Consider the following 14,942-nt stretch of genomic DNA (forward strand, 5'->3'; position numbering starts at 1 on the left):
GATGAGTTTCCGGTTGCGGGTCGGTCTTCCCCTTGACCCGTGCACCACGGACCATGGAACGAAGCACCATAAATGCCCCACAAACACACACTTCACGGCGAGGCGGATATGAGCAGCAGAAAGGGCGGGCGGGCGGCAGCGCAGCCCGGTGCCCCGGCGATCGAGACCGCGGGCCTGGTGAAGGTCTTCGGCGACAACCGGGCGGTCGACGGCGTCGACCTGACCGTCCCCACCGGCACGGTGTACGGCGTCCTGGGGCCCAACGGCGCCGGCAAGACCACCACCGTCAGGATGCTGGCGACCCTGCTGCGCCCCGACGGCGGCGAGGCCCGGGTGTTCGGGCACGACGTGGTCCACGAGGCCGACGCCGTGCGCTCCCGGGTCAGCCTCACCGGCCAGTACGCCTCCGTGGACGAGGACCTCACCGGCATCGAGAACCTGGTGCTGCTGGCCCGGCTCACCGGACACGGCCGCAAGGCCGCGTACGGGCGGGCCGAACAGTTGCTCGGCGCGTTCGGACTCACCGAGGCGGCCGGCCGGCAGGTCAAGAGCTACTCCGGCGGGATGCGGCGCCGGATCGACATCGCCGCCTCGATCCTGAACACCCCGGACCTGCTGTTCCTGGACGAGCCCACCACCGGACTCGACCCGCGCAGCCGCAACCAGGTGTGGGACATCGTGCGGGCGGTCGTCGCCCAGGGCACCACCGTGCTGCTGACCACGCAGTACCTGGACGAGGCCGACCGATTGGCGTCCCGGATCGCCGTGATCGACAAGGGCCGGGTCATCGCCGAGGGCACCAAGGGCGATCTGAAGGCGTCCGTCGGCGCGGGGGCCGTGCACGTGCGGCTGCGCCACGCCGACCAGCGCCCCGAGGCCCGGGACCTGCTCGGCCGGGTGCTCGACGCGCCCGTCACGCTCGAATCCGACCCGGTCGCCCTCACCGTCCGGATCGGCCAGGACCCGGTCGACGGCCAGGACCCCACCGGGCAGGCGTCCCGGGCGCTCGCCGAACTGTCCCGGGCCGGGATCAAGGTCGACAACTTCGCCCTCGGCCAGCCGAGCCTGGACGAGGTCTTCCTCGCCCTCACCGACCGCCCCGCCGGTCACCCCACCGACGGCTCCACTGACCGGCCCACCAACGGCTCCGCCACGGGCGCCCCCGCGAAAGAGGTCCTCTCATGAGCACCGCGACCACGACCACGGACGCCCAGGACCTCGCACCGGTCAGTGCCGACTCGCTCGCGGAACTCCTCGTCCCCCGGGAGCGTCCGCACCGCCCCGGACCGCTGTCGGCCTCCCTCACCTTCGGCTGGCGGGCCATGCTGAAGATCAAGCACGTTCCCGAACAGCTGTTCGACGTGACGGCTTTCCCGATCATGCTCATCCTGATGTACACGTACCTCTTCGGCGGGGCCCTCGCCGGCTCGCCCCAGGAGTACATCCAGTACCTCCTGCCCGGGATGCTCGTCATGTCCATCGTCATGATCACGATGTACACGGGCGTCGCCATCAACACCGACATCGACAAGGGCGTCTTCGACCGCTTCCGCACGTTGCCCATCTGGCGGCCCGCCGCGATGGTCGGCTACCTCCTCGGCGACATGCTGCGTTACGTCATCGCCTCCATCGTGATGATCACCGTGGGGCTGATCATGGGCTTCCGCCCCGACGGCGGCCCGCTCGGCGTCCTCGCCGGCGTCGCGCTGCTGATCGTCTTCTCGTTCGCGGTGTCCTGGGTGTGGACGATGCTCGGACTGCTGCTGCGCACCGAGAAGTCCGTGATGGGCGTCAGCATGATGGTGATCTTCCCGCTGACCTTCCTCAGCGACATCTTCGTCGACCCCAAGACCATGCCCGGTTGGCTCCAGACGTTCGTCAACCACAACCCCATCACCCATGTGGCCACCGCCGTGCGCGACCTCATGGCCGGTGCGTGGCCGGCCGCGGAACTCGCCTGGTCGCTGGGGTGGTCCGTGCTGCTGGTCGTCGTCTTCGGCACGCTCACCATGCGCATGTACAACCGCAAGTAGCACCGGGCGGCGAACCGGGCGGCGAACCGGGGGGCGAACCGGGGGGGCGGGCCCCTGCAACCGGCAGCACACGCCCCCCGACCCCGCCACGCAGCACGCGCCGCTCGGGTGCAGGTCCACCCGAACACCACCCCCCGGCTCGCGCCGACCGCCCGCGCGCCGTTGCGTGGAACCGTGCCCCCCACCAGACGCGGCCGACTGCGCCGCACGGCCTCCGCGACGCTGATCGTCGCCGCCTGTGCGCTGCTGCCCCTCGCCACCGCCGCCGTCTGGGCCCGCAGCGAACTCGGCGACGCCGACGCGTACACCGCCGCGATGGCGCCCCTGGCCACCGAACCGGGCGTACGGGACGCCCTCGCGGACGCCGTCACCGCCGGCATCATGCGCGAGGTCGACCCCCACGCCCTCCAGGAGGGCACCGTACGGGTCTTCGTCCGGGACGCGGTGGGCTCCTTCACCGCCACCGACGCCTACCGCGGCAGCTGGGACACCGCCAACCGCACCGCCCACGACGTGGTGATGCGCGCGGTCCGCGAACAGCACGGCGAACGCGTCACGATCGACCTGGCCGCCGTCACCGCGCAGGTCAAACAGAGCCTCGTCGACGACGGGGTGCCCTTCGCCCGGCGCATCCCCGTGCAACCCACCGTCGTCACCGTGCTCAGCGGCGAGGAACCCGAACGACTCCGCAAGGGGGTCCACATGCTCGAACTCGCGGGTCTCTGGCTGCCCGTCGGCTCCGTCCTGCTCGCCCTCGCCGGCATCCTGCTGGCCACCCTGCGCCGGCGTGCCGTCACCGCGACGGCCCTCGGCACGGCCGCGGCCGCCGCGGTGCTGGCCATCGCCATCGCCGTGGTCCGCGAGGTCACCCTCGGCGACCTCCCGCCCCATGTGTCCCGTGCGGCGGCCGGCGCGGTGTTCGACGCCCTCACCGGCTCGTTGCGCACCGCGGTACGGGTGATCCTCGTCCTCGGGCTCGCGGTGGGCCTCGCGGGCTGGGCCGCCGGACGGTTCTCCGGGGTGCGCGGAGCACGCGCCGCGCCGCCCGCCCCCGTGACCGAACCCGCCGGGCGCACCCTGACGGTCACCCCGTTCACCCACCCCGCAGGACACCCCACCGGACACCCGACCGGACACTCCACCGGAAACGTCACCGGAAGCCCTGCCGGGCACCCCGTCGGCCCGCCCCTGCTCGCCGCGGAAGCCGCGCCCCGCACCCACCGCCCACCCGCCCGGGCAACCGTGACCGGCCGGTCGCCGTCGTCCTTGGGAGAGGATGCAGACAACGACACGTAGCCCACGGATCCGCGCGGAACCACCGGACAGCACCGGAAGCGGGCCGCACGGCCGGAAGGAACAGCGGGACATGGCAACGCCCACGCGGACCGACGACGACACCCTCCCCGGCCCGCCGCCGCCCGCACCCCGGCGCCGACGCGGGGCCAGGGCCTGGCTCGCGGGCCTGCTGCTCCTGGGCGTCAGCGTGGTGACGGGCTGCCGGCTCCTCGACAGCGACGGCTTCACCCCCGTACCGCAGCTCCTGGCGTTCCTGCCCTGGCTGGCCGTCCCGACCGGGGCGGCCCTGCTGCTCGCCGCGTTCGCCCGCTGGCGCACCGGCCTGGTCTGGGGCGTGCTCGCGCTGGCCCTGGTCGCCTGGTACTCCGAGCCCTACGGCAAGACCTCCGCGCCCGACGGCCCGCCGCACGCCGAGCTCCGGGTGATGACCTCGAACGTCGAGTACAGCGTGGCGACCGGCACCCTGATCGACGCGGTCCGCCGGGAGCGCCCCGACCTGCTGTTCGTCCAGGAGTGCGACCCCGGCTGCCTGGCGGAGCTGCGCAAGGAGATCGGCGCGGACTACCCGCACCGCACCGCGGTCGAGGCGTACGGCGCGGAGGGCTCCGCGATCCTCAGCCGCACCCCGCTGCGGGCGACCGCCGGCCTACCCGGCAGCACCCTCGGCATGCCGGGCGCCACCACCGAGATCAAGGGCGAACGGGTCCGCCTGCAACTCGCGCACCCCATGCCCCCGCTGCCCGGTGGACTCGGCACCTGGCGCCGCGAGCTGGACGCCCTGCACGACCTCGCCGCCGCCGACGACGGGGTCGCGGCCGGCCCGATGATCGTCGCGGGGGACTTCAACGCCACCCAGGACCACGCCGCGTTCCGCCGGATCGTCGACGCGGGACTGCGCGACGGCGCCCGGCTCGCCGACTCCTCCCGCACCGCCACCTGGCCCTCCTCCACCGCCGCACTGATCGGCGCGCAGATCGACCACGTGCTCGTGTCCCGCGACTTCGGCGCCCGCGACGCCCGCTTCCTCGACCTGGGCGACACCGACCACCGCACGGTCGTCGTCGACCTGACCCTGCACAAGACGCCCCGCGGATAGTCCGCGCCCCCGAAATCGGCTTGCGCGACGGCCCGATGACCATGACGTTGGAGCCATGCGGATACGTGTGGGAGTCATCGGGTTGGGCATGGGACTGCACCTGGCGCACTGGTGCCGACGGGTCGGGATGGACGTCGTGGCCCTGTGCGACCGCGACCCCGAACGCCGCGCCGCGGCCGCCGCCGACCTCCCCGACGCGGACCTGACCGACCGCTGGGAGGACCTGCTCGAACGCCCCCTGGACGCCGTGGTCCTCGCCAACGACTTCGATGCGCACGCACCGCTCGCCGTCGCCTTCCTCGACCGCGGCGTGCACGTGCTGTCCGAGTCCGCGGCCTGCACCGACGAGGCGGAGGGCCGGGAACTGATCGCCGCGGCGGAGCGCTCGACGGCCACGTACTCGTTCGCCGAGAACTACGTCGTCCACCCGCACGCCCGGTTGATCCGGGCCGCCGTCGACGCGGGCGAGCTGGGCCGGATCTCCCTGATCGAGGCGGACTACCTGCACGCCATGGCGCCCGGAACGGTCGCCTCCCTGATCGGCGACCCGAACCACTGGCGGGGCCGCATCGCCCCCACCGCGTACTGCACCCACACCCTCTCCCCCGTCCTGGCGCTGACCGGCGCCCGACCGGTCGAGGTGGCGGCGTTCACCGTCGACGAACAGGACCCGCGCAGTGCGGTGGTGATGACGGTCCGCCTGTCCACCGGGGCGCTGGCCGTCACCCGACACGGCTTCCTCCAGGGCGAACCCGACAGCCACTGGAGCTGGCTGTCGGTGCGCGGCACCCACGGCCTCGCGGAGTCGCTGCGCGCACCCGGCGACCGCGCCTACGCGGTACGGGTGCGCAACGAGGGCTGGACCACGCCCGACGGGGCGGTGCGCGACGAGGAACGCGACCCGCCGCACGTCCTGGTGGACGGCTCCCCCGTCGAACGCCGCGCCGAGGGCACGGTGTTGCTGCTGCGCGCCTTCCGCGACACGGTCGAACGGGGCGCCCCGCCGCTGGTCCCGGTGCGGGACGCGGTCGCCGCCTCCCTGGTGGGCGTCGCGGGCGCCCGTTCCCTGGCGGAGGGCTCCCGCCCGGTGCCGGTGCCGCAGCTGTGACGAGCCGCTCAGCGGTAGCCGGCCAACCCGTCCGCGAGTTCGTCCTCGTCACCGTCCCGCACGGCGAAGAGTGCCTGTTGCAGGGCGAACGTGCCCCGTACCGCGGCGATGCGCACCCCGAGCCCGGGGTCCTCATCGTCGATCCGGCCGAGCAGCCGCGCCAGGAACCCGGGTCCGTAACCGGCGCCGACGGCCGCAAGGTCTTCGGCGCGGTCGCCGAGGGACACCTCGTCCCAGTCCAGCACCCCGGCGAGGTGCGGCGAGCCGTCTCGCCACTCCCACAGGACGTTCTCGGCCCCGAGGTCCCCGTGCACCACGGCTCCGGTGCGGTGCGGAAGCCCGTCCAGCGCGGCCAGCTCCCGCCCGGCCCGTAGCCGCCCGTCCCCGGACATCAACGGGAACAACTCCGTACGCACGCCGTCCGCGAACCGGCTCCACTGGTCCTCCGGCGCCACGGGCACCAGCCCCCGCACGCTCGCATCGGAGCCGGCGCGCGCCAGCCCCGCCAGCAACGCGGCGTACTGCGCCGCGACGGCGTCGGCCACGGCGGCGTCGCCGAGCACGTCCGCCCGCAACGGCTCCCCTGGAATCCGACTCAGCACCAGGAACGGCACCTCACCGTCGCCACGGTCCAGCGGCTCGGGCGTCCGACAGCCCAGGTCGAGCCCGGCGAGGGCGCTCAGCACGGCGGCGCGCTCCGGGAGTCGACCGGCCGCCGCCCGGGTCCGCGGCAGACACACGACACGGTCCGCGCCGATGACGACGTCATGGAACTGCCCGCTGCGCACGTCCAGTTCGCCCGGTGCGTCGTCGGGCAACAGGCGACTCAACAGGGCGCTGTGCGTCTCGCGTACGTTCATGGCGTGACCTCCGGTTCCGGAACCACGGGGCGGGTGGGGCCGTCCTCGCATCTGCGTACCGCGCGAGCCGAACAGGAGTACGACCACGATGAGCACCCTACGCACCGGGACGGTCCGGTGAAGAGGTCCGGCGTGGTCGCCGGCGTCATCACCTTGTTGCTGCTGGTCTGGGCGTTCCTGCCCTACGACACCGACAAGACCCCGCAGCGCCACAGGACCGGCGTCGCCGATCTCGACCTGAGCGTCACGGGACGGCCCTCCCCCGGAACCCTCTCCGCCGTCGAACGCGTCCTGGCCCGCCTCCAGGAGCAGGACGCGGACGGCCTGAAGGAACTCGCACTGGACGGCGACGAAGCCGAGGACATCGCTCGGACCTGGGTGTCGGAGTGGGGAGGCCGGGCGCAGGGTCCCATGACCGCGGACTTCGGGCCGCTGGACAAGGAGGAGGTGACGGTCCAGGTCGCCTTCGAAGGGGAGCAGCGGCGGCTACGGATCCTCCTCGCTCCGAAGGACGACGGGTGCGAGGACTGCTTCGGCCTGATGCTGACGAGGAGATGACGGAGGCCCGGTCGAGGGTGTTCGGCGCCAGCGGCACGCCTACGGGAGCGGGCCCGGCGTGAGCGTACGGGGCCTCGTTGTCAGTGGGGCGCCCTACTGTCCGGGGTAGTGAGAACGGGCCGACGGAACGGCCGGTTCCGTCCTGGGGAGGGGTCCGCCGTGGCGCGTTCGACGACGTATCTGGAGCTGTCGCAGGAAGGCGGCGGCGCGCACAAGTTCTACGAGGTGACCGTCGACGGCACCGTGGTCTCCGTGCGGTACGGGCGGATCGGCGCGGACGGCCAGACGACCGTGTCCTCGTTCCCCACCGAGGAGAAGGCGCGGGCCGCCGCGGCGAAGAAGGTCGGCGAGAAGGTCCGCAAGGGCTACGCGACCGCCGTGCAGGGGGCCAGGGCCGCCCGACCGGTGACCCGCCGCCAGGTGAGCTCCGCCCCGTCGACGGCCCGCTCCACCGCACCGGTGCTGTGGCGACTGCGCACCGGCTCCGCGGCGTTCGGCATCCACATCGACCAGGACCGCTGCTGGGTCGGCAACCAGGCGGGTGACGTCTACTCGCTCAGCCACGGCGGTGAGGTGCTGGCCCGCTACTCCCTGCCGGACGGCGTCAAGTGCCTGGTCGCCGACGACTTCTGGATCTACGCGGGCTGCGACGACGGCACGGTGTACGACCTGTCGTCCAAGCTGCCGTTCGGCGCGTACACGATCGCCCCGGACGTCGACATCTTCTGGCTGGACATCCACGAGGGCGTCCTCAACGTCTCCGACGCCCGCGGCGGGCTCACCGTGATCGACCACGAGGACGAACACCAGTGGTCCCGAAAGTCGGACGGCCAGCACGGGTGGATGGTCCGGGCCGATGCGCGGGGCGTCTACCACGGGCACGGGGCGGGAGTGACGGCGTACGCCCAGAACGGCACCGGCGAGCTGTGGCACACGCCGACCCGGGGCGGGGTGCTGTTCGGCTGGCAGGAGGACGACTCGGTGTACGCGGGCACCGCGCGGCACGTGGTCCAGCGGCTGGCGAAGTCCACCGGGGAGGTCGTCGCCGACTACCGCTGCGACACCTCGGTGTACTCCTGCGCCACCGCGCCCGGCGGCGCCTACGTGTTCGCGGGCGACTCCTCGTCCTCGGTGTACTGCTTCGACGCCGCGGGCAACCGGCTGTGGAAGCTGGGCACCGGCAGCGGTTCGGCGCTGTCCATGCAGTACCTGGACGAGCGGCTGTACATGGTCACCACGGACGGCTCGCTGGTCTGCATCGACGCCTCGGACGCCGCCATCGCCGCCGCCCAGCAGGGCACCGTGCCGGTGGCCAGGGACGTCAAGTCGGCCGCCGCGCTGCCCGCGTACACGCCGGTGAGTTCGGTGTCCGCGCTGGCGACCGTATCGGCGGCGCCGGCGGGCGGGATCGTCGTGGAGTGCGTCCAGACGGGCTCCCGGATGCGGGTGCACGTCGTGTCGGAGGGCTACGACCCGCGGTGGAACGTCCAGTTCCCGCGCGGGATGCGCGAACCGGGCGCCCGTTACGTGGTGGACGAGTTGCACACCTCCGCCGGGGGCTTCTACCGGGTGCGCGGCGAGATACGCCGACTGGTGTGAGGCACCCCGCGCCGGAGGGAAGGGGTGGTGCGGGCCGCCCGGCGAGAGGGGCGGCCCGCACCTGTGGGGGGTGTGAGCGGACGTACCTGGTGTGGGGGTGGTGCGTCAGCCGTTCTTGGCGGTGCCGAGCGTGGCGCCCGCCTTCTCCAGGGCCTTGGCGAAGCCGTTGACCCAGAGCTGGTTGACCCGTGCGCGCTCCGCCGCGTTGGGGTAGGCGTTGCGGCACGAGGTGCCCGGACCGCCGCCCGACATCAGCTCGCTGCACGGGCCGCGGTAGTTGTCGTACAGGCCGAGCACGTGGCCCGTCTCGTGCGAGGTGACCCGGGTGGAGTCGTACTGCTGGTTCTGGCGGTAGTCCAGGAAGATGAACCCGCGGCCGTGCATGTTGGTCGAGGCGTACGAACCCCGCGGGTCGTTGCCCTCGCGGTAGGTGAAGTCCGCGGCGCCGGTGACCTCCTGGAGCCGCACGTTGGACACCGAGCTGTTCCAGATGGCGGTGCTGCTGGCTATCTGGCCGCGGAAGGACGGGGCTTGGGACGCGTTGTAGCGGACGGTCACCAGGCGGGCGCCGGGGTTGGCGGCCTGCTTCTCGGCCACCGACTTCACGACCGCCTCGAAGAACCTCTTGGTCGCGGCGGAGTCCTCCTTGGACCCCTCGTAGCGGGCGATCGACTCGGTGGTGGAGGCGGTTGTGGTGGCCTCGGCGGCGCGGGCGTCCGCAGCGGCGGCGGGGAGGGTGGCCGCGGCGGCCGTCACCGCGGCGATGCCGAGGCCCAGGGCGGCTGACAGGAAGCGTGTGGGGGGCTTCATGGTGCGCTCCTCTTGTGTGCGATCGGGTCCGGGTGGGGCCCCGGGGATGGGGGTCCCGAGGGAGGGTGGGGGGTGGGAACCGGTTCGACTGCTAAGGAGTTTCAGGGAGGAACGCGAGTTCGGGATGATGGCAAGTGGTGATAGCCCGGCCCTATCACTTCCTTGACGCATCCCGTTACGGACGCGTCAACAACCGGACCCCGTACCGCTCCGCGCCAGGGGCCCCGCACGGCTCCGGGACCCCTGGAGCCCCGGCAGTGTGACGAGGACCGTCTGGTGCCGGTGCCCTGAGCGGGCCTACGCTCACTTGCCATGGACCTCGAAGTGAGGCACCTCCGCGCCCTGTGCGCCATCGCCGACACGGGCAGCCTGCACAAGGCGGCCCGGTCCCTGGGCGTCGCTCAGCCCACGCTCAGCACACAGTTGCGCCGCATCGAACAGGCCGTGGGCGGACGGCTGTTCACCCGGGAGCGGTCCGGTTGCCGTCCCACGCCGCTCGGCCGGGTGCTGCTCGGGCGGGCCCGCCCGCTGGTAGCGGAGATGCGGGCGCTGGTCAACGACACCCGGGCCGCCGCCGCGCGCGCCACGGACGGCACCCAACTGCTGATCGGCTCCACCGCGAGCCGCGCACTGCCCGGTTGGCTGCGCAGGCTGCGCCAGCGCCACCCGGGCACGGAACCCACGCTCCAGATGGACGTGTCGTCCAACGCGCTGCTCGGCATGGTCGCCGACGGTCAGCTCGACGTGGCGTTCGTGCACGAGGTGGAGGGCAGCCCGCTGCGGTTCCCCGCCGAACTGCGCAGCCGGGTCCTCGTCGAACGGGAGCCCCAGTTCGTGACCTTGGCGGCCGACCACCCGGCGGCGGCCCTGCGCTCCGTACCGGTCGACGCGCTGGCGCACGACCGCTGGATGGTCGACTCGACCGTGGACGGGGAGTGGGACGCGGTGTCCCGGGTGCTGCGGGAGGCCGGCCTCAATCCGCGGGTGCTGCACGGGGACTACCTCACCGCGTACACCCTGGTCGCCACCGGCGAGGTGGTGACGGTGTCCCAACCGACCACGCTGCCCCGACCGGACACCGTGGTGCGCCCCCTGGAGGGCGACCCGATCGGGGTGCGGCTGCTGCTCGTGGCCCGGACCTGCACGGAGTTGGACGCGGCCTTCGACGATCTGGCCGCGGCGTACGCGGAGGCGGCGCAGGAAGCACCGGCCTACGCCCGGTGGTTGGCGGACCGGGGCCGGAGCAGCCCCGTCCGGTCCGCCACCGCCCCGGCCCCCGTGGTCGAACGTCCCGCTGAACATCTCGCTGAACGTCCCGTCGAGCGCCCGGCCGAACACCCCGCCGCGCCGGTCCGCCTACCGGGGCACGGCCGGGTCTCCGTAACGGGATCGGTCCCCGTATCGGGATCGGTGCCCGTGGTGAGTGCGGGGCCGGAGCCCGGGCCCGTGCCCTCGCCCCGGCGGCCGAGTCGGTGGGGTCAGGTGCCGATGGCGTGACCGTCGGTGCGCCAGACCGCGACCACCGAGGGCCGCACGATCCGCCCCGGACCGTCCGGCCAGGTGCTCGCCGGCCGCTCCACGCTCGCCCCGTCCACCTCGCCCGGGTGCTGCACGGCGACCAGCACCCGACGGTCCTGGACGATCGGGCCGCAGGTCTCCGCACCGGTCGGCACGGTCAGGAACTGTTTCAGTCCGCCCCGGCGTTCCCCGCGGGTCGCGACGCCGAACAGGCCGTCGTGGGTGCCGAGCGCATTGCCGTCCGTGGAGATCCACAGGTTGCCGTGCGGGTCGAAGGCGAGGTTGTCCGGGCAGGAGATCGGCGAGACCCGGTCCTTGGGGAAACCCGCGAAGTACGTCGCCGGGTCGTCCGGGTCGCCCGCCACCAGGAACAGGCTCCAGGCGAAGCGCGTGGCCTCGGGGCGGTTGCCGTACTCGGTGAGTTCGAGGATCTGACCGTGCTTGTTGCGGTTGCGCGGGTTCGCCTCGTCCGCCCCGGGCTTGTCGGGCTTGCCGCGGTCGGAGTTGTTGGTGAGGGCCACGTACACCCGGCCGGTGTGCGGGGACGGCTCCACGTCCTCGGGGCGGTCCATCTTGGTGGCGCCCGCCTTGTCCGCGGCCTGCCGGGTGAAGACGTACACCTCCTCGGCGGTCATGCCCGGCACGTGTGAGACGGCGCGTCCGCGCGGGCCCGCGGTGGCCAGCGGGATCCACCGGCCGCCGCCGTCGAACTCCCCGTCCGAGGGGAGCGTTCCGGTGCCGTCGAGCTCCGCGGCCGGGGAGTCCCCGGTCAGCTTCGCCACGTAGAGGGTGCCCTCGTCCAGCAGGGTCAGGTTGTGCGCGTGCGCGGTGCGGCTGTTACCGCGCATGCGCCTCTTCGAGGAGACGAACTTGTAGAAGTAGTCGAAGCGCTCGTCGTCGCCCATGTAGACGACGGGCCGGCCGTCGGCGGTGAGCCGGGGCTGCGCCGCCTCGTGCTTGAACCGGCCGAGCGCGGTCCGCTTGCGCGGCGTCGAGTCCGGGTCGTACGGGTCCAGCTCCACGACCCAGCCGAACCGGTTCGCCTCGTTGGGCTCCTTCGTCAGGTCGAACCGGTCGTCGAACCGCTCCCACTTGCGCTCCGAGGCGCCGCCCGTGATCCCGTACCGCTTCAGCCGGGCGGCCGTCACCGGATCGCTGACCCGGTCGGCGTGGCCGAAGTACTGGTTGAAGTTCTCCTCGCCGTGCAGCGTGGTGCCCCACGGGGTCTCGCCGCCCGCGCAGTTGTTGAGGGTGCCGAGCACGGTGACGCCGCGCGGGTCGGCCCCCGTGCGCACCAGCCGGTCACCCGCGACGGGGCCGGTCAGCCGGAACTCGCTGGTCATGGTGAGGCGCCGGTTCAGGTGGTGGCGCGGTACGGCGGTCAACCGGCCGCTGCGGCGCTCGTCCGCCACGACCACGACCGACAGCCCGTGCGCGGCCCAGGCGATCTCCACCTGTTCGCGGGTCGGGTTCGCGGGGTCGTAGTCCCGGAACATCAGGACCTCGTCCGTGTACTCGTGGTTGGCCACGAGCAGCTGCCGGCCGTGCTCCCGGGGCAGCGGCAGCAGGCTCAGGAAGTCGTTGTTGTAGCCGAACTGACCGGCCTGCGCAGCGGCGCTCTGCCGCTCCGGGTCGAAGGCCGGGGCGCCCCGCAGGATCGGGTCGCCCCAGCGGATCACCAGGTTCTGCCCGTAGCCCTCGGGCACGGTCACCGCGTCGTTGCGGTTCGGGGCGACCGGAGCGAACCGCAGCCCGCGGGCCGCCCGGTCCCGCGGCGGCCGGTGCCGCCCTGCCGCGGCCCCCTCGGCCGGGGCGGCCTGCGCCTCGGGCGCCCCGGGGCCGAGCAGGGCGCCGCCGGCCGCGGCGGTGACGGTCACCACGGCCGCCGACCGCATCAGCGAACGACGGCTGACGGCTCCGGCGATGACGTCGCCCGCGTACGCGTTGTCGCTGGTGTTGGGCACCTCGCCGAAGCAGGCGTCGCCGCAGCGGAAACGGCAGGTGAGGGCGGAGCGACCGCCCGGGTGAGAGGTGGTGGTGATCGGCAGCAGTCTGCGCACGTCTCGTCCCCTTGTGGGTGTGTTCGGCTCGGTGTGCGTACGGCGCGAACCTAGGGCGTTCCCCTCGCGAAGGGAGGGACGAAACGTGAACGCGGAGTGAACCCGGCAGGGAGAGCGGGGGTGCCGTTGGGCCGTCGGGGTGGGTCGGCCGCTGATCGCCGGGGCGTTTGGCTAACCTTACGTGGCCATCCTGGCCAGGGATTGACAGAACAACTCATCTGAAGGGTTGCGCACATGGGCATTCTGAGTCGGCTGCGGGGCGTTTTCGGTCGGTCGAAGAAGTCGGAAGGCCCTGCGCAGGGTGCCGAAGGCGAATCGCCGCAGGTGGCGGAGGGGGTCGACACGGCTGCGCCCGCCGCGGAAGCGGCTGCTCCCGCGGCCACGGCCCCTGCCGAGGCATCGGCTTCGGCCTCGACCCCGGCCCCGGATTCGGCCCCGGGCGAGCCGTCGGGCAAGGGCACCCGTACGGAGTCCGGTGCCGTCACCGGTTCCGCGCCGTCGGACACCGCGTCCGGTACGACCGCGTCCGGTGCGGACGGGGACACGGACACCGGGGGGCGGGTACCCGCGCAGTCGTCCGTCGCGGACGAGCTGGTCTCCGCCGCGTTCGACCGGGTGAGCGTGCCCCGGCCCGCGGAGCCGGTGCGGGACCCGTCCCCGGTGGTCCCGGCCCAGCCCGCCGCGCCTTCCGCGGCCGCCGCGTCCACCACGTCTTCCGAGTCGGTGCCGTCGGCCTCGGAGCCCGCCGCGTCGGCAGCGGCGACGGCCCCGACGGCTTCGGTCACCGAGGTCGAGGCCAAGCCGGTGATCCCGGCCCCCGCCACGGAGCCGGACCCGACCCCCGCGCCGGTCGCCGCGACGGTGACCGAACCGACCGCCGAGCCGGTCGTCACCGAGGCGGCGCCCACGATCCCCGCGCCCGCGGAGCCGATCACCGCACCGGTCACCGCGCCGGTCACCGCGCCGGTCACCGCGCCGGAGCCCGAGGCCGCCGAGCCCGACCCCGTACCGGAGCCCGACCCCGTACCGGCAGCCGAGGTCGTACCGGAGGCCGAGCCCGTACCGGAGCCCGAGGTCGTAGCGGAGGCCCAGGTCGTAGCGGAGGCCCAGGTCGTGGCGGAGGTCGAGGTCGCCGCCGAACCGGAACCGGCCGCCGCGCCCGTACCCGCCGGGAAGCCCGCGTGGAGTCTGGCGCGGGTGCGGACCAGGGCGCCCGGCCTGCTCACCGGGTACAAGGCGGCGGGCGCCGCACTGCGCAAGCGGGAGCTCACGGGCACCCGACTGCGGGTGTACCTGGTGCTGGACCGTTCCGGCTCGATGCGCGGCTACTACAAGGACGGCTCCGCGCAGGGGCTCGGCGAGCAGGCGCTCGCCCTGTCCGCGCACCTGGACGAGGCGGCGACCGTCCCCGTCGTGCTGTTCTCCACCGAGGTGGACGGCACCGGGGAACTCGACCTCACCACGTACGAGGGACGGGTCGACGAGCTGCACGCCGCCGCCGGACGCATGGGCCGCACCAGCTACCCCGCGGCGATCGCGGAGGTCGTGGCCCACTACGAGAAGTCGGGGTCCCGGGAACCCGCCCTGGTCGTGTTCCAGGTCGACGGTCCCCCGGACGTCAAGGGCGCGGCCACCGAGGCGCTCGCCGAGGCCGCCCGGCTGCCGCTGTTCTTCCAGTTCGTGGCGTTCGGCGAACACGAGGCGAAGGGCTTCGACTACCTGCGCAAGCTGACCGCCGACAACGCGGCGTTCTACCACGCGGGCCCCGCGCCCCGGGAGCTCACCGACAAGGAGCTGTACGAGGGACTGCTCGCCGCGCTGCCCGACTGGCTGGCCGCCCGGAACGGCTGAGCGACCCGGCCGCGTAGCCCGGTAGAGGGGTCCCACAGGGGCGTCCCCGCGGAAAAACTCCGCGCGGGGCGCCCCTGCCCGTCGGATACGATTTGTGGATTCCGCACCCGGCGGGGCGGGGCCGCGAGGCCCGGTCACCGGCCGGCACCGGAC

The 14,942-nt window shown here is 73.3% G+C and carries 11 protein-coding genes and 1 pseudogene; 9 read left to right on the top strand and 3 right to left on the bottom strand.

From position 1 onward, the window contains the following. Nucleotides 1-108 precede the first annotated feature (108 nt). The 5 genes from ACFYOU_RS23320 (at nt 109) to ACFYOU_RS23340 (ending at nt 5,533) form a co-directional block, all read left to right on the top strand. Nucleotides 109-1,185, top strand: a complete 1,077-nt coding sequence (locus ACFYOU_RS23320; RefSeq protein ID WP_391308149.1) for an ATP-binding cassette domain-containing protein — start codon at nt 109-111, stop codon at nt 1,183-1,185. Next, on the top strand, nt 1,182-2,033 hold the full coding sequence (locus ACFYOU_RS23325) for an ABC transporter permease (RefSeq protein ID WP_391308151.1): 852 nt from the start codon (nt 1,182-1,184) through the stop codon (nt 2,031-2,033). The genes ACFYOU_RS23320 and ACFYOU_RS23325 overlap by 4 nt, the downstream gene beginning before the upstream one ends. Nucleotides 2,034-2,207: 174 nt before the next feature. Further along, nucleotides 2,208-3,329 (top strand): hypothetical protein, encoded by a 1,122-nt coding sequence (locus tag ACFYOU_RS23330; RefSeq protein ID WP_391308153.1) that lies wholly within the window; start codon nt 2,208-2,210, stop codon nt 3,327-3,329. Nucleotides 3,330-3,399: 70 nt separating this feature from the next. Beyond that, nucleotides 3,400-4,425 (top strand): endonuclease/exonuclease/phosphatase family protein, encoded by a 1,026-nt coding sequence (locus ACFYOU_RS23335; RefSeq protein WP_391308154.1) that lies wholly within the window; start codon nt 3,400-3,402, stop codon nt 4,423-4,425. Between the two features lie 55 nt (nt 4,426-4,480). Then, the gene (locus ACFYOU_RS23340; RefSeq protein ID WP_391308156.1) at nt 4,481-5,533 is read left to right on the top strand and encodes a Gfo/Idh/MocA family oxidoreductase; all 1,053 of its coding nucleotides are present in this window, start codon (nt 4,481-4,483) and stop codon (nt 5,531-5,533) included. Between the two features lie 8 nt (nt 5,534-5,541). Here ACFYOU_RS23340 and ACFYOU_RS23345 read toward each other — a convergent pair whose 3' ends face one another. Beyond that, nucleotides 5,542-6,393: a phosphotransferase gene (locus ACFYOU_RS23345; RefSeq protein ID WP_391308157.1), complete on the bottom strand. Its 852-nt coding sequence runs from the start codon at nt 6,391-6,393 to the stop codon at nt 5,542-5,544. 3 nt (nt 6,394-6,396) lie between these two features. Between ACFYOU_RS23345 and ACFYOU_RS23350 the strand changes: the two genes are divergently transcribed. Beyond that, complete coding sequence (locus ACFYOU_RS23350; RefSeq protein ID WP_391308159.1) at nt 6,397-6,951, top strand: hypothetical protein; 555 nt, start codon at nt 6,397-6,399, stop codon at nt 6,949-6,951. 159 nt (nt 6,952-7,110) lie between these two features. Beyond that, the gene (locus tag ACFYOU_RS23355) at nt 7,111-8,550 is read left to right on the top strand and encodes a WGR domain-containing protein (RefSeq protein WP_389763884.1); all 1,440 of its coding nucleotides are present in this window, start codon (nt 7,111-7,113) and stop codon (nt 8,548-8,550) included. Nucleotides 8,551-8,655: 105 nt separating this feature from the next. Here the strand turns inward: ACFYOU_RS23355 and snpA are convergent, their stop codons facing one another. Beyond that, on the bottom strand, nt 8,656-9,360 hold the full coding sequence (gene snpA / locus ACFYOU_RS23360; protein WP_389763886.1) for a snapalysin: 705 nt from the start codon (nt 9,358-9,360) through the stop codon (nt 8,656-8,658). Between the two features lie 312 nt (nt 9,361-9,672). Here snpA and ACFYOU_RS23365 point away from each other — a divergent pair. Then, nucleotides 9,673-10,638, top strand: a pseudogene (locus tag ACFYOU_RS23365) (LysR family transcriptional regulator); the annotation flags it as partial. 200 nt (nt 10,639-10,838) lie between these two features. On the opposite strand, the gene ACFYOU_RS23370 reads toward ACFYOU_RS23365, so the two are convergent. Then, nucleotides 10,839-12,938 (bottom strand): alkaline phosphatase PhoX, encoded by a 2,100-nt coding sequence (locus ACFYOU_RS23370; protein ID WP_391308161.1) that lies wholly within the window; start codon nt 12,936-12,938, stop codon nt 10,839-10,841. A 234-nt stretch (nt 12,939-13,172) separates the two neighbouring features. On the opposite strand from ACFYOU_RS23370, the gene ACFYOU_RS23375 reads away from it, so the two are divergent. Continuing rightward, nucleotides 13,173-14,789, top strand: coding sequence for a VWA domain-containing protein (locus tag ACFYOU_RS23375; protein WP_391308163.1), 1,617 nt, complete (start codon nt 13,173-13,175; stop codon nt 14,787-14,789). The last annotated feature ends 153 nt before the right edge of the window (nt 14,790-14,942 follow it).

The sequence above is a fragment of the Streptomyces sp. NPDC005955 genome, from assembly GCF_042871255.1.
GTDB lineage: Bacteria > Actinomycetota > Actinomycetes > Streptomycetales > Streptomycetaceae > Streptomyces.